General features: G+C 65.2%; 16 protein-coding genes. 9 read left to right on the top strand and 7 right to left on the bottom strand.

Annotation, left to right across the window (positions count from 1 at the left end):
* Nucleotides 1-256: 256 nt before the first annotated feature.
* From AC0MAZ_RS09540 to cmoB, 7 genes are all read left to right on the top strand, one after another.
* Nucleotides 257-2302: a TonB-dependent receptor gene (locus AC0MAZ_RS09540; protein ID WP_232855785.1), complete on the top strand. Its 2046-nt coding sequence runs from the start codon at nucleotides 257-259 to the stop codon at nucleotides 2300-2302.
* Between the two features lie 283 nt (nucleotides 2303-2585).
* On the top strand, nucleotides 2586-3932 hold the full coding sequence (locus AC0MAZ_RS09535) for a carbohydrate porin (RefSeq protein WP_475860920.1): 1347 nt from the start codon (nucleotides 2586-2588) through the stop codon (nucleotides 3930-3932).
* 31 nt (nucleotides 3933-3963) lie between these two features.
* A complete protein-coding gene (locus AC0MAZ_RS09530) occupies nucleotides 3964-6375 on the top strand; it encodes a glucose/quinate/shikimate family membrane-bound PQQ-dependent dehydrogenase (RefSeq protein WP_203647784.1) in 2412 nt (803 codons plus the stop codon).
* A gap of 201 nt (nucleotides 6376-6576) precedes the next feature.
* Nucleotides 6577-8997 (top strand): endopeptidase La, encoded by a 2421-nt coding sequence (lon, locus tag AC0MAZ_RS09525; protein WP_475860919.1) that lies wholly within the window; start codon nucleotides 6577-6579, stop codon nucleotides 8995-8997.
* Between the two features lie 126 nt (nucleotides 8998-9123).
* Nucleotides 9124-9516 carry a protease inhibitor I42 family protein gene (locus AC0MAZ_RS09520; protein WP_203647786.1) on the top strand — a complete coding sequence of 131 codons (393 nt, stop codon included), beginning with the start codon at nucleotides 9124-9126 and terminating at the stop codon, nucleotides 9514-9516.
* A gap of 90 nt (nucleotides 9517-9606) precedes the next feature.
* Entirely contained in the window at nucleotides 9607-10350 is a 744-nt protein-coding gene (gene cmoA, locus AC0MAZ_RS09515) for a carboxy-S-adenosyl-L-methionine synthase CmoA (RefSeq protein WP_050703993.1), read from the top strand.
* Entirely contained in the window at nucleotides 10347-11303 is a 957-nt protein-coding gene (gene cmoB, locus AC0MAZ_RS09510; RefSeq protein ID WP_475860918.1) for a tRNA 5-methoxyuridine(34)/uridine 5-oxyacetic acid(34) synthase CmoB, read from the top strand. Before cmoA ends, cmoB begins: the two co-directional genes overlap by 4 nt.
* Before the next feature lie 70 nt (nucleotides 11304-11373).
* On the opposite strand, the gene AC0MAZ_RS09505 is transcribed toward cmoB, so the two are convergent.
* A complete protein-coding gene (locus AC0MAZ_RS09505) occupies nucleotides 11374-11577 on the bottom strand; it encodes a hypothetical protein (RefSeq protein ID WP_475860917.1) in 204 nt (67 codons plus the stop codon).
* A 269-nt stretch (nucleotides 11578-11846) separates the two neighbouring features.
* Between AC0MAZ_RS09505 and AC0MAZ_RS09500 the strand changes: the two genes are divergently transcribed.
* Nucleotides 11847-12521, top strand: a complete 675-nt coding sequence (locus tag AC0MAZ_RS09500; protein ID WP_050703990.1) for a heavy metal response regulator transcription factor — start codon at nucleotides 11847-11849, stop codon at nucleotides 12519-12521.
* The gene (locus AC0MAZ_RS09495) at nucleotides 12518-13903 is read left to right on the top strand and encodes a heavy metal sensor histidine kinase (protein ID WP_475860916.1); all 1386 of its coding nucleotides are present in this window, start codon (nucleotides 12518-12520) and stop codon (nucleotides 13901-13903) included. The genes AC0MAZ_RS09500 and AC0MAZ_RS09495 overlap by 4 nt, the downstream gene beginning before the upstream one ends.
* 127 nt (nucleotides 13904-14030) lie before the next feature.
* Here AC0MAZ_RS09495 and pdxJ read toward each other — a convergent pair whose 3' ends face one another.
* The 6 genes from pdxJ to lepA form a co-directional block, all read right to left on the bottom strand.
* A complete protein-coding gene (pdxJ, locus tag AC0MAZ_RS09490) occupies nucleotides 14031-14753 on the bottom strand; it encodes a pyridoxine 5'-phosphate synthase (protein ID WP_475861403.1) in 723 nt (240 codons plus the stop codon).
* A gap of 62 nt (nucleotides 14754-14815) precedes the next feature.
* Complete coding sequence (gene recO / locus AC0MAZ_RS09485) at nucleotides 14816-15499, bottom strand: DNA repair protein RecO (RefSeq protein WP_475860915.1); 684 nt, start codon at nucleotides 15497-15499, stop codon at nucleotides 14816-14818.
* 124 nt (nucleotides 15500-15623) lie between these two features.
* Nucleotides 15624-16526, bottom strand: a complete 903-nt coding sequence (gene era / locus AC0MAZ_RS09480; protein WP_028690122.1) for a GTPase Era — start codon at nucleotides 16524-16526, stop codon at nucleotides 15624-15626.
* A complete protein-coding gene (rnc, locus tag AC0MAZ_RS09475) occupies nucleotides 16519-17208 on the bottom strand; it encodes a ribonuclease III (RefSeq protein ID WP_028690123.1) in 690 nt (229 codons plus the stop codon). The genes era and rnc overlap by 8 nt, the downstream gene beginning before the upstream one ends.
* A gap of 161 nt (nucleotides 17209-17369) precedes the next feature.
* The gene (lepB, locus tag AC0MAZ_RS09470; RefSeq protein ID WP_110739523.1) at nucleotides 17370-18224 is read right to left on the bottom strand and encodes a signal peptidase I; all 855 of its coding nucleotides are present in this window, start codon (nucleotides 18222-18224) and stop codon (nucleotides 17370-17372) included.
* Between the two features lie 5 nt (nucleotides 18225-18229).
* Nucleotides 18230-20029 (bottom strand): translation elongation factor 4, encoded by a 1800-nt coding sequence (gene lepA, locus AC0MAZ_RS09465; RefSeq protein ID WP_110739522.1) that lies wholly within the window; start codon nucleotides 20027-20029, stop codon nucleotides 18230-18232.
* Nucleotides 20030-20296 lie beyond the last annotated feature (267 nt).

The raw sequence follows: 20296 nt of genomic DNA, 5'->3' as shown, positions 1-20296 counted from the left end.
CGAGTGTAGTGGCATCTACAGCCTCTACCGCTGTGCCCTGTAGGAGCGGCCTTGTGCCGCGAAGGGCTGCAAAGCAGCCCCGACGACATAGGTCATGGCCAAGATCCTGGGGCCGCTTTGCGGCCCTTTCGCGGCGCAAGGCCGCTCCTACTGGGTAAACGCGTCACCACATAAAGTACTGGCCAGTGGCAAACAGCTTGTGATGAAATGTTATAAAGTAACTATTAACAATTCTGCCAAGGAACGCCACATCCCCATGCGTCACATGCCGCTGCACCTCTCCCCCCTTGCCGTCGCGCTCTGGCTGGCCTCCACCTCCAGCCAGGCCGTGGAGCTGCAACCCCAGGTGATCACCGCCAACCCGCTGGGCAACGCCCAACTGGCCGCGCCCAGCACCGTCCTCGAAGGCGACGACCTGCTGCAGCAGCAACACGGCAGCCTCGGGGAAACCCTCAACAAACAGCCCGGCGTCGCCTCCACCTGGTTCGGCCCCGGCGCCAGCCGCCCGGTGATCCGCGGCCTGGACGGCGACCGTATCCGCATACTGCGCAACGGTGTCGGCGCCCTGGACGCCTCGTCGCTGTCCTATGACCACGCCGTGCCACTGGACCCGGTGACCGTCGAACGGGTCGAGATCGTCCGCGGCCCGGCCGCGCTGCTGTATGGCGGCAACGCCATCGGCGGCGTGGTCAATACCTTCGACAACCGCATCCCCGACTCGCCCATCGACGGCATCCACGGCGCGGGCGAACTGCGCTACGGCGGCGCCGACACCACCCGCAGCAGTGCCGGCAAGCTTGAGGCCGGCAACGGCGCCTTCGCCCTGCACCTGGACGCCAACAGCCGCCAGTTCAACGACCTGCGCATCCCCGGCTACGCCCGCAGTTCGAAAGTCCGCGATGCCGACGAGCCCGGCAGCAAGCATCGCCTGAAAAACAGCGACGGCCGTCAGGACGGCGGTGCGATCGGCGGCTCCTACCACTGGGACCACGGCTATACCGGCCTGTCCTACAGCCGCTACGACAGCAACTACGGCTCGGTAGCCGAGCCCGGCGTGCGCCTGGACATGCAGCAGGACCACTACGGCTTCGCCTCGGAACTGCGCGACCTCGACGGGCCGTTCAGTTCGGTCAAGGTCGATGCCGGCTACACCGACTACCAGCACCGCGAAATCGAAAGCGGCGAGGTGCACACCACCTTCAAGAACAAGGGCTACGAGGCGCGCATCGAGGCCCGTCACCAGCCGCTGGGCCCGGTCGAGGGCGTGATCGGCGCCCAGGTCAGCCGCAACGAGTTCTCCGCGCTGGGCGAGGAAGCCTTTGTCCCGCACACCGACACCGACAGCCTGGCGCTGTTCCTGCTCGAACAATGGCAGGCCAGCGAACGGCTCAACCTGAGTCTGGGCGCGCGCCTGGAGCACACCCGGGTCGATCCGGACGCCAAGGGCAACGAGAACTTCGCCGGGGCCGACAGCGCCAGCAGCTTCAACGCCTTCAGCCTGTCCTCGGGCGCGGTGTACCAGCTCGACCCGATCTGGTCGCTGGCCGCCAACCTCGGCTATACCGAGCGCGCGCCGACCTTCTACGAGCTGTACGCCAACGGTGCCCACGTGGCCACCGGCGCCTACGAGATCGGCGATCCGAACCTGAACAAGGAAAAGGCCATCTCCACCGACCTGGCCCTGCGCTTTGACAACGGCACCCACAAGGGCAGCGTCGGCGTGTTCTACAGCCACTTTCGCAACTACATCGGCCTGATCGGCACCGGCAACCTGCGTGAAGGCCATGATCACGGCCACGACGATCATGACCACGATCACGACCATGATCACGGCGATATCCCCGAGTATGCCTACCAGGGCGTGCGAGCACGCTTCTACGGCATCGAGGCCCAGGATCGCTGGCAACTGCTGGAAAACCGCTACGGCAGCTTCGCCCTGGAACTGTCCGGCGACTACACCCGGGCCAAGAACCTCGACAGCGGCGAGCCGCTGCCGCGCATCGCGCCGCTGCGCCTGAACAGTGGCCTGGTCTGGGAGCTGGACCGCTGGCAGGCGCGGGTCGATGTACAGCACGCCGCGTCACAGCACCGCAAACCGGCCAACGAGACCCGCACAGACGGTTACACCACCCTCGGCGCCAGCCTGGGGTATCGCTTCGACATCGGCCAGAGTGAATGGCTGGCCTTCGTGCGCGGCGAGAACCTCACCGACCAGACCGTGCGCTATGCCAGCTCGATCCTGCGCGATATCGCGCCGGCGCCGGGGCGTAGTGTGCAGGTAGGGCTGCGCACTTCCTTCTAAGGCTCCTCTGTGGGAGCGGGTTTACCCGCGAATGCATTAGTGGATTCAACATTGCATTCGCGGGTAAACCCGCTCCCACAGTGGCCCCTGTACCTCGAACTGTTACCTAGTGAGCAACAATCCCCTGCGACATTTTGTCTTTTTTTCTTACAACTTCCCCTATATCCTCCCTGCCGCAAGCTGAATCGCTTCACTCGATCCCCAACGCAGTCATTTCCCTTCGAAGATCTCGCACTTCGTTGCGCTTGCCGTTTCCTCAACAATCAAAAGATAGCGCTATCTCATGCTCCAGCTGCCCAATACCCGCTACTCCGGCCTCGCCCTCGCCACCCTGCTCGGCGCCCTGTCCCCCACCACCAGCGCCAGCGAGATGTTCGCCAAGGACTCGCCGTGGATGCTCGGCGACTGGGGCGGGACCCGCAGCGAGCTGCTGGAAAAAGGCTATGACTTCACCCTCGGCTACACCGGCGAGATGGGCAGCAACCTGCACGGCGGCTACAGCCACGACCGCGCTGCGCGCTACAGCGACCAGTTCACCTTCGGCGTGAACATGGACCTGCAAAAGATCCTTGGCTGGCACGACACCGAGTTCCAGCTGACCGTCACCGAGCGCCATGGCGACAACATCAGCAACGATCGCATCAACGACCCGCGTGTCGGTGGCTTCACCTCGGCGCAGGAAGTCTGGGGCCGTGGCCAGACCTGGCGACTGACCCAGATGTGGATCAAGCAGAAGTACTTCGATGGCGCGCTGGACGTGAAATTCGGCCGCTTCGGCGAAGGCGAGGACTTCAACAGCTTCCCCTGCGACTTCCAGAACCTGGCGTTCTGCGGCTCGCAGGTGGGCAACTGGGTCGGTGGCATCTGGTACAACTGGCCGGTCAGCCAGTGGGCCCTGCGCGTGCGCTACAACCTGAACGACGAACTCTACGCCCAGGTCGGCGTGTTCGAGCAGAACCCCTCCAACCTCGAGAGCGGCAACGGCTTCAAGCTCAGCGGCAGCGGCACCCAAGGCGCGGTGATGCCGATCGAACTGGTCTGGAGCCCGCGGGTCAATGGCCTGAAAGGGGAATATCGCGCCGGCTACTACTACAGTAATGCCAAGGCACAGGATGTACTCAAGGACAGCAACGGCACGCCAGCCGCCATCAGCGGCGCCGCCTACCGCAGCAGCTCGAGCAAGCATGGCCTGTGGCTGGGCGCCCAGCAGCAGGTGACCGCGCTGGCCTCGGACCAGTCGCGCGGCCTGAGCCTGTTCGCCAATGCCACGGTGCACGACAAGAAGACCAATGCCATCGACAACTATGTGCAGGCAGGTGTGGTTTACAAGGGGCCCTTCGATGCCCGCGCCAAGGACGACATCGGATTCGCCCTGGCCCGCGTGCACGTCAATCCCGGCTACCGCAAGAACGCCCGCCTCATCAACCAGGCCAACGGCCTGGACGACTACGACAACCCCGGCTTCCTGCCCGTGCAGGACACCGAGTACAGCGCCGAACTCTATTACGGCATCCACCTGGCCGACTGGCTCACCGTGCGCCCGAACCTGCAGTACATCCGCCATCCGGGCGGAGTGTCGCGGGTCGACGACGCCCTGATCGGCGGCCTGAAGATCCAGAGCAGTTTCTAACCCGACCCTTTCACACTACGGAGAACAGACGATGAGCACTGACGGTGCCAAGAATGGAACCCGCTGGCTACCGCGCCTGATGGGCGTATTGCTGCTGCTGATGGGCCTGGCCCTGCTGGCCGGCGGCATCAAGCTGAGCCAGCTGGGTGGCTCGCTTTACTACCTGATTGCCGGCATCGGCTTCGCCTTGTCCGGCATCCTGCTGCTGGCCAAGCGCCGCATCGCCCTGGGCCTGTATGGCCTGGTGCTGCTGGGCAGCACCGCCTGGGCGCTGCTGGAAGTCGGTCTGGACTGGTGGCAACTGGTGCCGCGCCTGGCCATCTGGTTCGCCATCGGCGTGGTCCTGCTGCTGCCGTGGGCGCGCCGCCCGCTGGTCGGCCCCGCGTCGAAGGTCAACACCGCCCTGCTCAGCGTCGCCGTGGTCGCCTCCGGCGCCACCGCCGTGGCCAGTCAGTTCACCCACCCGGGCGAGATCCGTGGCGAGTTCACCCGCGACAACAGCGAGATGGGCAGCGCCGCCCCGGCCATGCCGGACGGTGAATGGCAGGCCTACGGCCGCACCGAACACGGCGACCGCTACTCGCCGCTGCGCCAGATCACCCCGCAGAACGCCTACCGCCTGGAAGAGGCCTGGCGCATCCGCACCGGTGACCTGCCGAGCGAAAACGACCCGGTGGAGCTGACCAACCAGAACACCCCGCTGAAGGTCAACGGCATGCTCTATGCCTGCACCGCCCACAGCCGCCTGCTGGCCCTGGACCCGGACACCGGTGCCGAGATCTGGCGCTATGACCCGCAGGTCAAGAGCCCCACCGGCACCTTCAAGGGCTTCGCCCACATGACCTGCCGCGGCGTCTCGTACTACGACGAGAACAGCTACGTCAGCCGTGACGGCAGCCCCGCGCCGAAGATCACCGACGCAGGCCAGGCCGTGGCCCAGGCCTGCCCGCGCCGCCTCTACCTGCCCACCGCCGACGCCCGCCTGATCGCCATCAACGCCGACACCGGCAAGGTCTGCGAAGGCTTCGCCAACCAGGGCGTGATCGACCTGACCCGCGGCATCGGCCCGTTCACCGCCGGTGGCTACTACTCCACCTCGCCGGCGGCGATCACCCGTAGCCTGGTGATCATCGGTGGCCACGTCACCGACAACGAGTCGACCAACGAGCCGTCCGGCGTGATCCGCGCCTACGACGTGCACGACGGCCACCTGGTGTGGAACTGGGACAGCAACAACCCGGACGACACCAAGCCCCTGGCCGACGGGAAAATGTACAGCCGCAACTCGGCCAACATGTGGTCGATCGCCAGCGTCGATGAAGACCTCGGCATGATCTACCTGCCGCTGGGCAACCAGACCCCCGACCAGTGGGGCGCCGACCGCACTCCCGGCGCCGAGAAATACAGCGCCGGCATCGTCGCCCTGGACCTGGCCACCGGCAAGGCGCGCTGGAACTACCAGTTCACCCACCACGACCTGTGGGACATGGACGTTGGCAGCCAGCCGACCCTGGTTCACCTGAAGACCGACGACGGCGTCAAGCCGGCGGTCATCGTGCCGACCAAGCAAGGCAGCCTGTACGTGCTCGACCGCCGCGACGGCACGCCGATCGTGCCGATCCGCGAGATCCCGGTACCGCAGGGCGCCGTGAAAGGTGACCACACCGCGCCGACCCAGGCCCGCTCCGACCTCAACCTGCTCGGCCCCGAGCTGACCGAACAGGCCATGTGGGGCGCCACGCCGTTCGACCAGATGCTCTGCCGCATCCAGTTCCGCAGCCTGCGCTACGAAGGCCAGTACACCCCGCCGTCCGAGCAGGGCAGCCTGGTCTACCCGGGCAACGTCGGCGTGTTCAACTGGGGCAGCGTGTCGGTCGACCCGGTGCGCCAGATCCTCTTCACCTCGCCGAACTACATGGCCTTCGTGTCGAAGATGATCCCGCGTGAGCAGGTAGCCGAAGGCAGCAAGCGCGAAAGCGAGACCAGCGGCGTGCAGCCGAACGCCGGCGCGCCATACGCGGTAACCATGCACCCGTTCATGTCGCCGCTGGGCATCCCGTGCCAGGCGCCAGCCTGGGGCTATGTGGCGGCCATCGACCTGTTCACCAACAAGGTGGTGTGGAAGCACAAGAACGGCACCACCCGCGACAGCACCCCGGTGCCGATCGGCATGCCGGTGGGCGTGCCGAGCATGGGCGGCTCGATCGTCACCGCCGGTGGCGTGGGCTTCCTCAGCGGCACCCTGGACCAGTACCTGCGCGCCTATGACGTGAAGAACGGCCAGGAGCTGTGGAAGGGCCGCCTGCCGGCAGGCGGCCAGGCCACGCCGATGACCTACACCGGAAAGGACGGCAAGCAGTACGTGCTGGTGACCGCTGGCGGCCATGGCTCGCTGGGCACCCGCATGGGCGATTACATCATCGCTTACAAATTGGCTGAGTAAGCCAGCCCCGTCTGGCAAGCAGCCCTGTAGGAGCGGCCTTGTGCCGCGAAAGGCCGCAGAGCGGCCCCGGTTATCAACGCAGATGCAAAGATTGCCGGGGCCGCTCTGCGGCCCTTTCGCGGCACAAGGCCGCTCCTACACCATTGAAACCCATCCTCCCCTGCCCCATCTAAGCACCATAGCCATTCACGCAGGTGCCCCATGAGCGACCAGCAGGATTTCCCGGAACATCCCGACGAACACAGCGAAGTCGAACACCTCGATACCTCGGCCACCCCCGGCCACCACCTCGCCCTGCCCGGCCAGCAGCTGCCGGACAAGGTCTACGTGATCCCGATCCACAACCGCCCGTTCTTCCCCGCGCAAGTGCTGCCGGTGATCGTCAACGAAGAACCCTGGGCCGAAACCCTCGACCTGGTCGCCAAGACCCCGCACCACTCCCTGGCGCTGTTCTTCATGGACACCCCGCCGGAAGACCACCGCCACTTCGACACCAAGGCCCTGCCCGAGTACGGCACCCTGGTGAAGGTGCACCACGCCAGCCGCGAAGGAGGCAAGCTGCAGTTCGTCGCCCAGGGCCTGACCCGGGTGCGCATCCGCACCTGGCTCAAGCACCATCGCCCGCCCTACCTGGTGGAAGTCGACTACCCACGCCAGCCGGCCGAGCCCACCGACGAGGTCAAGGCCTACGGCATGGCCCTGATCAACGCGATCAAGGAGCTGCTGCCGCTCAACCCGCTGTACAGCGAAGAGCTGAAGAACTACCTCAACCGCTTCAGCCCCAACGACCCGTCGCCACTGACCGACTTTGCCGCCGCCCTCACCTCGGCCACCGGCAACCAGCTGCAGGAAGTGCTCGACTGCGTGCCCATGCTCAAGCGCATGGAAAAGGTCCTGCCGATGCTGCGCAAGGAAGTCGAGGTGGCCCGGCTGCAGAACGAGATCTCCGCCGAGGTGAACCGGCAGATCGGCGAGCACCAGCGCGAGTTCTTCCTCAAGGAGCAGCTCAAGGTCATCCAGCAGGAGCTGGGCCTGACCAAGGACGACCGCAGCGCCGACCTGGAGCAGTTCCAGCAGCGCCTGGAGGGCAAGACCTTGCCTGACCAGGCGAAAAAACGCATCGACGAAGAGATGGGCAAGCTGGCCATCCTCGAGACCGGCTCGCCGGAGTACGCCGTTACCCGCAACTACCTGGAATGGGCCACAGCCCTGCCCTGGGGCGTGTACGGCAAGGACAAGCTCGACCTCAAGCACGCGCGCAAGGTGCTCGACCGCCACCACGCGGGCCTGGACGACATCAAGGAACGTATCCTCGAGTTCCTCGCCGTGGGCGCCTGGAAGGGTGAGATCAGCGGCTCCATCGTGCTGCTGGTGGGCCCGCCGGGCGTGGGCAAGACCAGCATCGGCAAGTCCATCGCCGAATCCCTGGGCCGGCCGTTCTACCGCTTCAGTGTCGGCGGCATGCGCGACGAGGCCGAGATCAAGGGCCACCGCCGCACCTATATCGGCGCCCAGCCGGGCAAGCTGGTGCAGGCGCTGAAGGAAGTCGAGGTGATGAACCCGGTGATCATGCTCGACGAGATCGACAAGATGGGCCAGAGCTACCAGGGCGACCCGGCCTCGGCGCTGCTGGAGACCCTCGACCCCGAGCAGAACGTCGACTTCCTCGACCATTACCTGGACCTGCGCCTGGACCTGTCCAAGGTGCTGTTCGTCTGCACCGCCAACACCCTCGACTCGATCCCCGGCCCCTTGCTCGACCGCATGGAAGTGATCCGCCTGTCCGGCTACATCACCGAAGAGAAGCTGGCCATCGCCAAGCGTCACCTGTGGCCCAAGCAACTGGAGAAGGCCGGCGTGTCCAAGGCCAGCCTGGGCATCAACGACGCCGCCCTGCGCGCGGTGATCGAAGGCTACGCCCGCGAAGCCGGGGTGCGGCAGCTGGAAAAACAGCTGGGCAAGCTGGTGCGCAAGTCGGTGGTCAAGCTGCTCGAGGACCCCGAGGCCAAGATCAGGATTGCCGCCAAGGACCTGGAGCACGCCCTGGGCATGCCGGTGTTCCGCAGCGAACAGGTGCTGGCCGGCAAGGGCGTGATCACCGGCCTGGCCTGGACCAGCATGGGCGGTGCGACCCTGCCCATCGAAGCCACCCCCATCCATACCCTCAGTCGTGGCCTCAAGCTCACCGGACAGCTGGGCGAGGTGATGAAGGAGTCGGCGGAGATCGCCTACAGCTACGTCAGCTCGAACCTGAAGCAGTTCGGCGGTACGCCGGGTTATTTCAACGAGGCCTTCATCCACCTGCATGTCCCTGAAGGCGCCACGCCGAAGGACGGCCCCAGCGCCGGCGTGACCATGGCCAGCGCCCTGCTGTCGCTGGCCCGTGACCAGGCGCCGAAAAAGGGCGTGGCGATGACCGGCGAGCTGACCCTGACCGGCCAGGTGCTGCCGATCGGCGGGGTGCGCGAGAAGGTGATCGCGGCGCGCCGGCAGAAGATCTTCGAACTGATCCTGCCGGAGGCCAACCGTGGCGATTTCGAGGAATTGCCCGAATACCTGAAGGAAGGCTTGACCGTGCATTTCGCCAAGCGCTTCGCCGACGTGGCGAAAGTGCTGTTCTAAAAAGCCCAAGCCCGCTCCTGCAGGAACCTGTAGGAGCGGGCTTGCCCCGCGATCTGGCCCGCACAGACCACACAAACTTCCGACAGCTTCGGTTATCCTCAGGCAACTTCAGCCTCAGGAGCCAACATGATCGCCCCTCGTCTGCTCGTCCCCCTGGGCCTGGCCCTGCTCACAGCCTGCGCCCAGCACCCGCAACACACCGTCGAACTGGACGGCGATAGCGAGTGCCCCAAGCGTCTGGTCGTCGGCCAGACCATGACCCTCACGCTGCCCAGCAACCCCACCACCGGCTACCGCTGGCTGCTGCAGAACCCGGCCCCGGAGATCCTGCGCAGCCTCGGCCCCGAGGTATACAACTCACCGGAACAAGCCGGCATCGTCGGCAGCGGCGGGCTTTCCACCTGGCGTTTCCAGGCCAAGGCCGCCGGCGAGGGTCACCTGATCCTGGTCTACCAGCAGCCGTGGGCCCCGGAAGTGCGCCCGGTGCAGACCTTCGATTGCGCCATCCGGGTCAAGTAAGCGGGCGGCGCCGGTCAGCGAATCATGCAAGCTTGCCGTGGTTTGGCTAGAATGCCGCCCCTGTAGATTGCCAGCCGCCTGGACCCACCCGTGAGCAAACAACCCGACCGCCTATTCGCCCAACCCCTGGAGCAGGTGCCCGACTTCGTCTTCAACGAAGACGTGGTGCAGGTGTTCCCGGACATGATCAAGCGCTCGGTGCCCGGTTACCCGACCATCGTCGAGAACCTCGGCGTGCTGGCCGCGCGCTTCGCCCAGCCGAACTCCGCGCTGTACGACCTCGGCGCCTCGCTGGGCGCGGTGACCCAGGCGCTGCGTCGCCATGTGCGCACGGACGGCTGCCGGGTCATCGCGGTGGACAACTCCGCGGCCATGGTCGAGCGCTGCCGCCAGTACCTCACCGCCCAGGACTCGATGTTCCAGGAGCTGCTGCCGGTGCAGGTGCTGGAGGCCGACATCCTCGCCCTGCCCTTCGAGCCCGCCTCGGTGGTGGCGATGAACTTCACCCTGCAGTTCGTCGCCCCCGAGCAGCGCCTGGAGCTGCTGGGCCGCATCCGCCAGGCCCTGTTGCCGGGCGGTGCGCTGATCCTCTCGGAAAAACTGCGCTTCACCGACGCGCAGGAGCAGGACCTGCTCAACGAACTGCACCTGGACTTCAAGCGTGCCAATGGCTACAGCGAACTGGAAATCGCCCAGAAGCGCAGTGCCATCGAGAACGTGATGAAGCCCGACACCCTGGAGACCCATGAACAGCGCCTGCGCGCTGCCGGTTTCTCCAAGGTCGTGCCTTGGTTCCAATGCCTCAACTTCGCCTCGCTGATAGCCCTGCCATGATCGATCTGTCCCCCCTCGTCCGCCGCCTGGCGGGCACGCCCCTTGCCACCTGGTCCCAGGGCCTGCAGGCGCAACTCGAAGCCAAGCTGGAAAAGGGCCACGGCGACCTCGACCGCTGGCGTGGCGCCCTCGAGGCACTGCCGCAGCTGACCCCGAGCGAGATCGACCTGGCCGACGGCCTGCGCCTGGACTGCACCTGCGACGACGCCACCCGGGCGCAGATGCGCCAGGCGTTGATGGGCCTGTCGCCCTGGCGCAAGGGCCCGTTCGACCTGTTCGGCGTGCATGTCGACACCGAATGGCGCTCGGACTGGAAATGGTCGCGGGTCGGCCCGCACCTGGACCTCAAGGGCAAGCGCGTGCTCGACGTCGGCTGCGGCAACGGCTACTACCAGTGGCGCATGCTCGGCGCCGGCGCCGACATGGTCATCGGCGTGGACCCCAACTGGCTGTTCTTCTGCCAGTTCCAGGCCGTGCAGCAGTACCTGCCTGAACTGCCGGCCTGGCACCTGCCGTTCGCCCTCGAAGAGCTGCCGGCCAACCTCGAAGGCTTCGACACCGTGTTCTCCATGGGCGTGTTCTACCACCGCCGCTCGCCCATCGAGCACCTGCTGGCGCTCAAGGACTGCCTGGTCAAGGGCGGTGAACTGGTGCTGGAAACCCTGGTGATCGAGGGTGACGAAAACCAGGTGCTGGTACCCGAGGATCGCTACGCGCAGATGCGCAACGTCTGGTTCCTGCCGTCGGTGCCGGCCCTGGAGCGCTGGCTGCGCCGCGCCGGCTTCAGCGATGTGCGCTGCGTCGATGTCAGCGTCACCAGCGTCGAGGAGCAGCGCAGCACCGAGTGGATGCGCTACCAGTCGCTGGGCGACTTCCTCGACCCGAACGACCACGGCAAGACCGTCGAAGGCCTGCCGGCCCCACGCCGCGCCACGCTGCTGGCACGCAAATAAAAAAAGGCGCCCGTTCGGGCGCCCAGGTTCACCTGCGCCGAGGAGCTGTCGCGGCGCAGGTGTGTGGTACTCAGTCCTTGGCCAGTTCGCGGGCCTTGTCCTCGGCCTTGCGCTCGCGCTCGGCCAGCGCCTGCTGCTTGTCGCCGTACAGGCGCGCCTGGTCGTCGCGGAACGCTTGCCAGAATTGTTTCGAACGCTCCGCGCCGCCTTCGGCGAAAACGCTGGTGCTGCCCAGGGCGAGAATCGCCAGCAGCAGGTACTTGGTCAGGTTCATTGTGCTTGCCTCGTGATAACCGTTTCGACAGGGCCATCATCGCAAGCGGCAGCTAACGCCAAGGTGAGGCGGACATTACAGTCCTGCAAGACAACCGCATCGCGGGGCAAGCCCGCTCCCACAGGATCGCCCTGTCAGGCACATGACCCGCGTATTACAAATCCGTTATTCCCGCCGCTTGCCCATTCGCATCCAGTAACATCCTCGCCGCTTGACCCTGATGTCACTACAGGGTCGAGAATCGCCCCCTTTCCACACAGAGCCCGACCATGCGCCTACTGATCATCGAGGACGAACCCCGCACCGCCGACTACCTGCAACAGGGCCTGCGCGAGAACGGCTACGTGGTCGATTGCGCCCACACCGGCACCGACGGCCTGCACCTGGCCCGCCAGCAGGCGTACGACCTGGTGATCCTCGATGTCAACCTGCCCGGGCTCGATGGCTGGGGCGTGCTGCAGCGCCTGCGCGCCGAATCCTCGACGCGGATCATGATGCTCACCGCCCATGGCCGCCTGGCCGACCGGGTCAAGGGGCTGGACCTGGGCGCTGACGACTATCTGCTCAAGCCCTTCGAGTTCCCCGAACTGCTGGCGCGCATCCGCAGCCTGTTGCGGCGCAACGACCAGCATCTGCAGCCAAGCACGCTGAAGGTCGCCGACCTCGAACTCGACCCCGGCCGCCACCGGGCCTGGCGCGGCGGCCAGCGCATCGACCTGACCGCCAAGGAATTCGCCCTGTTGCACCTGCTGATGCGCCAGAGCGGCGAGGTGCTGTCGCGCACGCAGATCATCTCGCTGGTGTGGGACATGAACTTCGACTGCGACACCAACGTGGTGGAGGTGTCGATCCGCCGCCTGCGGGCAAAGATCGACGACCCGTTCGAGGACAAGCTGATCCACACCCTGCGCGGCGTCGGCTACGTGCTCGAGGCACGGACGTGAAGCGCTCCAGCCTGTCGCTGCGCCTGGGCCTGACCGTCACCTTGCTGGGCGCGGCGCTGGTCTTGCTGCTGGCGTGCCTGGCGGTGTTCGCCCTCGACCACGAGTTGGACAGCCGGGCGCGTAAGGACCTGGCGCGCAAGATGCAACAGGTCGAACACAACCTGCGCGTCGATCTGCGCAGCGACGATCTGGGTGCCCGCGCCCACCCCCTGCTCGACCTGGTCATGGGGCACGACAACCTCAGCCTCAGCGTGCTGGCCCTCAACGGCCGCCACCCCGCCCTGCTCAGCCTGGGGCCGGCGCTGCAGTCGCAGCACCTGCTCAACCAGGAGGCCGACAACCAGCTGACCTTCCATACCTGGCGCGACGATGATGGTAATCAGATCCTCACTGCCAGCCGCCTGATGCGCCTGCGCGACGACACCCCGGTCAAGGTGCTGATGTCGCTCAACCGCAGCGATGACAACAGCCTGTTGCAGGCCTACCTGAACTCGACCCTGCTGGCCCTGCCGCTGCTGCTGGTGCTGATCGGCATCGCCGCGTGGAAGCTGGTGCAGCGCGGCCTGCGCCCGCTGCGGCACTTTCGCCGGATCGCCGGGCAGGTCTCGACCCAGGACCTGGCGCATCGCCTGCCGGACGAGGGCCTGCCTGCCGAGCTGGCCGACCTGGCCCGTGCCATCAACGTCATGCTCGACCGGCTCGACCAGGGCGTGCGCCAGCTGTCGCAGTTTTCCGACGACCTGGCCCACGAACTGCGCACGCCGATCGGCAACCTGATGGGCAAGGCCCAGGTGACCCTGGCCCGCGAGCGTGATGGCGACAAGTATCGCGAGGCGCTGGAGGACAGCGTCGAAGAGCTGACCCGGCTCAACCGCATCATCAACGACATGCTGTTCCTGGCCCAGGTCAGCCAGCCGCAGACCCAGGTGGCACTGACCCCTGTGGCGCTGGCAGACGAAGTGGCGCGGGTGAGTGAGCTGTTCACCTTCAGCGCCGAGCTCAAGGGCATCTCCCTGCACTTGCAAGGCTGGGGTACCGCGATGGCGGACAAGCTGATGTTCCAGCGGGCGCTGTCGAACCTGCTGAGCAATGCGATTCGCCATGGCCCTGAAGGCCAGCCGGTGGCCGTGGGGATTGAGCGAGTCGGTGACCAGGTCTGCGTGTGGGTGGAAAATCGCGGGCCGGGGATTGGCGAGGCGCATTTGCCGCACCTGTTCGAGCGGTTCTACAGGGCCGGGGCCGGGCGTTCGCGATTGGAAGGCGGGACAGGGTTGGGGCTGGCGATCGTGAAGTCGATCATGCAGTTGCATGGGGGGCGGGTGGAGGTTCAAAGCCAACCAGCGGGCCCGACTCGCTTCACCCTGGTGTTCCAGGCCGAGTGATCCACCGCCAGCGCCGGCCTCTTCGCGGGTAAACCCGCTCCCACAGGGATCTCACCAGCCCTGGGGCTTGCCCAGTATCTGTGGGAGCGGGTTTACCCGCGAAAGGGCCGGTACTGAAGAGCGCTGATCAGCGCGAAGCGGCGACGATCAGTGCCTTCATCTCTGCTACCGCCGCCTTGAAACCGACAAACAGCGCATGGGCCACCAGCGCGTGGCCGATGTTCAGTTCGTTGATGCCCTTGATCGCGGCCACGGCCTCGACGTTGTGGTAGTGCAGGCCATGGCCGGCATTGACGATCAGGCCCTGGCCAACGCCAAATGCCACGCCATCGACAATACGCTTGAGCTCCTCGGCCACCTCGGTCGGTGTCTCGGCGTCCGCATAGCGGCCGGTGTGCAGCTCGATGGCCGGCGCGCCGACACGGCGCGAAGCCTCGATCTGCCGCTCGTCGGCATCGATGAACAGCGACACCTCGGCGCCAGTGCGCGACAGGCGCTCGACCGCCGCCTTGATCCGCGCTTCCTGGCCGGCCACATCGAGGCCGCCTTCGGTAGTCAGTTCCTGGCGGGTTTCCGGCACCAGACAGATATGCGCCGGGCGGATCTGCTCGGCAAAGGCCATCATCTCTTCGGTGACGCCCATCTCGAAGTTCATGCGGGTCTGCAGCACGTCCTTGAGCAGCAGCACGTCGCGCTCCTGGATATGCCGGCGGTCTTCGCGCAGGTGCACGGTGATGCCGTCGGCACCCGCTTCCTCGGCGTCCAGGGCGGCCTTGACCGGGTCCGGATAGCGGGTGCCCCGGGCCTGGCGCAGGGTCGCCACGTGGTCGATGTTGACGCCGAGAAGCATGCGGTTGCTGTGAGTCACGAAGGGGCACTCCTGAAGGTTGAGGGCCACAGCATACGTGCTGATCAGCGCTTGCGAAACAGTTCCCGGCTGACCAGCGGCTTGGGCCCCAGGTGCACCGCCAGGGCCTGGCGCATCAGGCGCTTGGCGGCGAGCAAGGCGCCGGGCGCCTCCCAATCGGCCTGGGCCAGGGCCAACAGCTCGCTGCCCTTGAACAGCCCCGGCTGGAACAGCTCGACCCGCTCAAGGCCAGCGTCCACCTGCAGGCGATAGAGCCCCTCGGCGACGACGGCGCTGTCGTTGACGTCATGATCCAAAGCGAAGGCATAACCCAGTTCGTCCAGCAGGCGCCATTCGAAGGAGCGCAGCAACGGCTCCAGCGGCCGTCCGACGGCCAGGGCTTGCAAGGTCAGGGTGTAGTGCTCGAACAACGCCGGGTGCGGCGCCTCGGCGGGCAACAGACGCATCAGCAGCTCATTGAGGTAGAGCCCGCTGAACAGCGCGTCGCCATGCAGCCAGGCGGCGATGCCGGAGCTGTCCAGGCGGCCGACGTTCTTCAGTTCGCCGCGCCCGCGCAGCTCGACTTCCAGCGGCACGAACGGCCGCACCAGGCTGCCACCCTTGCCCCGCGCCCGGCGCAGCACCGCCCGCACCCGCCCCTGGGGGGTGAGGAAGTCCACCAGCGCGCTGGTTTCCTTGTAGGGGCGGCTGTGCAGCACGTAGGCGGGTTGGGGGGTGGGTTGGTCCATGCACTGTCTCTGAAGGCCATATGCACCTGTGGGAGCGGGTTTACCCGCGAAAGCGTCAGTGGATTCACTATCGCATTCGCGGGTAAACCCGCTCCCACAGGAAAAACGGGTTCGCAGGTGAGGCTTACAGGTCGCCGTAACCCAGCGACCGCAGGGCGCGCTCGTCGTCGGACCAGCCACCCTTGACCTTGACCCACAGGTTGAGCATGACCTTGGAGTCGAACAGCACTTCCATGTCCTTGCGCGCCTCGGAACCGATGCGTTTGATACGCTCGCCCTTGTCGCCAATGATGATCTTCTTCTGCCCGTCACGCTCGACCAGGATCAGCGCATGGATATGCAGCACATGGCCCTGCTGCTTGAACTCCTCGATTTCCACGGTGATCTGGTACGGCAGCTCCGCGCCCAGCTGGCGCATGATCTTCTCGCGCACCAGTTCGGCGGCGAGGAAGCGGCTGCTGCGGTCGGTGATCTGGTCTTCCGGGAAGAAGTGTTCGTTCTCCGGCAGGTGCTTGGCGATCTGGGCTTCCAGCGCTTCGAGGTTGTGCCCCTGCTGCGCGGAGATCGGCATCACTTCGGCGTTCGGCAGTTGTTCCTGCAGCCATTGCAGATGCGGGATCAGCTCGGCCTTCTCTTCCATGCGGTCGGTCTTGTTGACCGCAATGATCAACGGGCCGGTGACGTACTGCACCCTCTCCAGCACAAGCTGGTCCTCGTCGGTCCACTTGGTACGGTCGACCACGAAGATCACCACGTCGACGTCCTTGAGGGCCGCCGATGCGTTGCGGTTCATGTAGCGGTTGAGCGCCTTGTCGTTGGCCTTGTGCATGCCGGGGGTATCGACATAGATCGCCTGCACGTCACCTTCGGTCTTGATGCCGAGCATGTTGTGGCGGGTGGTCTGCGGCTTGCGCGAGGTAATCGCCAGCTTCTGCCCGAGGATGTGGTTGAGCAGCGTGGACTTGCCCACGTTGGGGCGACCGACAATGGCGACATAGCCGCAGCGGGTCGAAGTGTTCTCAGTCATTGCCATTCTCCACGCCCAGGGCGATCAATGCGGCGGCAGCGGCGACCTGCTCGGCGATACGCCGGCTCACGCCCTGGCCGCGGCTTTTCTTGTTCAGCAGGACCACTTCGCATTCGACGAAGAAGGTCCGGCAGTGCGGTTCGCCCTGGATGTCCACCACTTCGTAGCGTGGCAGCTCGCAGGCACGCGACTGCAGGAACTCCTGCAGGCGGGTCTTGGGGTCCTTGTTGGTGTCGACCAGGGTCAGCCCGTCGAACTCATCGGTCAGCCAGGCCAGGATACGCTCGCGGGCGGTCTGCATGTCGGCGTCCTGGTAGATGGCGCCGATCAGGGCCTCGAGGGCGTCGGCGAGGATCGACTCGCGACGAAAGCCACCGCTCTTGAGTTCGCCCGAGCCTAGGCGCAGGTACTCGCCCAGGTCGAAGCCACGGGCCAGACGGGCCAGGGTCTCGCCCTTGACCAGGCGTGCACGCAGGCGCGACAGCTGGCCTTCGCGGGCCTGCGGGAAGCGCTCGAACAGCGCCTCGCCGACCACGAAGTTGAGGATGGCATCGCCAAGGAATTCCAGGCGCTCGTTATTGCGCCCGGCATAGCTGCGATGGGTCAGGGCCAGCAGCATCTGGTCCTGGTTCTTGAAGGTGTAGCCGAGCTTGCGCTCCAGGCGGGCCAGGGAAGCGCTCATGGGGCCACCCGTGCAATGTTCAACGCGTTGTTCAAATCAACATCCTGAAAGACGGTTTGACTGCGGTCTGTCGCCGGAAACGGCGAAAGCTCTCGCTCCCTGAGAACACAGCCTATGTCAGAAATGCAATCGGCGCTGTCCGTGGACAGCGCCGTCGTTACTCAATGGATCAGCCCGACCCGCGACAGGTTCGGGAAGTGGCTGAGTTTTGGCTCCGGCCAGCTCATCCACACCGCGAACGCCTTGCCGACGATGTTCCGGTCCGGAACCATGCCATGCAGCTCCTTGGGAATGTTCGGGTCATCCCAGAAGCGGCTGTCGTTGGAGTTGTCGCGGTTGTCGCCCATCATGAAGTAATGACCGGCCGGCACGGTCCATTGCTGGTCCGGCGGCATGCGGTAGCGGGTCATTTCCTTGCGGATCAGGTGCTCGGCTTCACCGAGCTTTTCCTTGTACAGCTCGGCGCTGCCCAGGGTACCCGGCTCGCTGCCGACCAGTTGCTCGGCGATCGACTGGCCGTTGACGAACAGTCGCTTGTCGCTGGTGTAGCGCACCACGTCGCCCGGTAGTCCGACCACACGCTTGATGTAGTTGACGTTGGGGTCGCTTGGGTAGCGGAACACCATCACATCCCCGCGCTGCGGATCGCCCACCTCGATGACCTTTTTGTCGATCACCGGCAGGCGAATGCCGTAGGAGAACTTGTTCACCAGGATGAAGTCGCCCACTTCCAGCGTCGGCTTCATCGACCCCGACGGGATCTGGAACGGCTCGACCAGGAACGAACGCAGCACCAGCACGATGAACAGCACCGGGAAGAACGACTTGCCGTACTCGACCAGCAAGGGCTCCTTGTTCAGGCGTTCGACCACGGCCATTTCGGGCTGGCTGACGCTGCCCTGGTAGTTGGCGATCGCCGCCCGCCGGCGCGGGGCCAGGAACAGCAGGTCGATCAGACCCAACAGACCGCAGACGGCGACGGCGATGACGAGCAACAGCGGGAAATTTAGCGACATAGGACCTAGCTATCCAACCTGAGCACGGCAAGGAAGGCTTCCTGTGGAATCTCCACGTTACCCACCTGCTTCATGCGTTTCTTACCGGCCTTCTGCTTCTCCAGCAGCTTCTTCTTACGGCTGACGTCACCACCGTAGCACTTGGCCAGTACGTTCTTTCTGAGCGCCTTGACGGTTGTCCGCGCGATGATCTGGCCGCCAATGGCTGCCTGGATCGCCACATCGAACATCTGCCGAGGGATCAGTTCCTTCATCTTTTCGGTCAATGCGCGGCCTTTGTAGGCGGCATTGTCGCGGTGCACGATCAGGGCCAGGGCATCGACCTTGTCGCCGTTGATCAACACGTCCAGCTTGACCAGGTTGGCCGACTGGTAACGGTCGAAATGGTAGTCCAACGAGGCGTAACCGCGGCTGGTCGACTTCAGGCGGTCGAAGAAGTCCAGCACCACTTCGTTCATCGGCAGGTCGTAGCGCACCTGCACCTGGCTGCCGAGGAACTGCATGTCGCGCTGCACGCCACGCTTCTCGATGCACAGGGTGATGACGTTGCCCAGGTGCTCCTGTGGCACCAGGATGGTCGCGGTGACGATCGGCTCACGGAAGTCGTTGACCGCCGAGACGTCCGGCAGCTTCGATGGGTTGTCGACGGTGATGGTCTCGCCGGTCTTGAGCTCCAGCTCGTAGATCACGCTCGGCGCGGTGGTGATCAGGTCCAGGTCGTATTCGCGCTCCAGGCGCTCCTGGATGATCTCCATGTGCAGCATGCCGAGGAAGCCGCAACGGAAGCCGAAGCCCAGGGCGTCGGAGCTTTCCGGCATGTACTGCAACGACGAGTCGTTCAGGGTCAGCTTCTGCAGGGCGTCGCGGAAGTCCTCGAAGTCGTCGGAACTGACCGGGAACAGGCCGGCGTAGACCTGCGGCTGGATCTTCTTGAAGCCTGGCAGCACTTCGACTTCAGGCGTGTTGGACAGGGTCAGGGTGTCGCCCACCGGCGCGCCGTGAATGTCCTTGATGCTGGCGATGATGAAGCCCACTTCACCGGCTTTCAGATCGGCAGTCTGGGTGTGTTTCGGGGTGAACACGCCGACGCTGTCGACCAGGTGCACCTTGCCGGTGGACTTGACCAGGATCTTGTCGCCCTTCTTGACGCGGCCCTGGCGCACGCGCACCAGCGAGACCACGCCCAGGTAGTTGTCGAACCAGGAGTCGATGATCAGTGCCTGCAGCGGCGCATCGATCTCGCCCTCCGGCGCGGGGATGGTCTGCACCAGGCGCTCGAGTACCTCGTCGACGCCCATGCCGCTCTTGGCGCTACAGGCCACGGCATCGGTGGCGTCGATGCCGATGATCTTCTCGATCTCGTCCTTGACGCGGTCCGGGTCGGCCTGGGGCAGGTCCATCTTGTTCAGCACGGGCATGACTTCCAGGCCCTGCTCGATGGCGGTGTAGCAGTTGGCCACGGACTGGGCCTCGACACCTTGACCGGCATCGACCACCAGCAGCGCACCCTCGCACGCCGCCAGCGAGCGCGAGACTTCATAGGTGAAGTCGACGTGGCCGGGGGTATCGATGAAGTTCAGCTGGTAGGTCTTACCATCCTGGGCCTTGTAGTGCAGCGTGACGCTGTGGGCTTTGATGGTGATACCGCGCTCGCGCTCGAGATCCATGGAGTCGAGAACCTGAGCTTCCATTTCGCGCGCAGTCAGGCCACCGCACATCTGGATGAAACGGTCGGCCAGCGTCGACTTGCCATGGTCGATGTGGGCGATGATGGAGAAATTGCGGATATGACTCAAATCACTCACAGGTCAACACTCGAAAAGGCTGCGAGCCGGACGCCCGCCGAAAAATAGCCGGGAATTGTACCTCAAGCCGGAGGGATATGGGAGATTCCTCTATCGGGTGCACTTACGCACTGTAGGAGCGGCCTTGTGCCGCGATCGGGCGCGCAGCGGCCGCAATATCCAGCATGCGCTGCACCTGGCGAGCGGTGACAGCGCCTCTGCGGCCGCTGCGCGCCCGATCGCGGCACAAGGCCGCTCCTACAGAGAATTGTGAAATTTCATGAAAAA

The sequence above is a fragment of the Pseudomonas sp. A genome, from assembly GCF_056270345.1.
The sequence above is the reverse complement of the archived record's forward strand: the minus strand, read 5'-3'. Positions and strand labels throughout refer to the sequence as shown.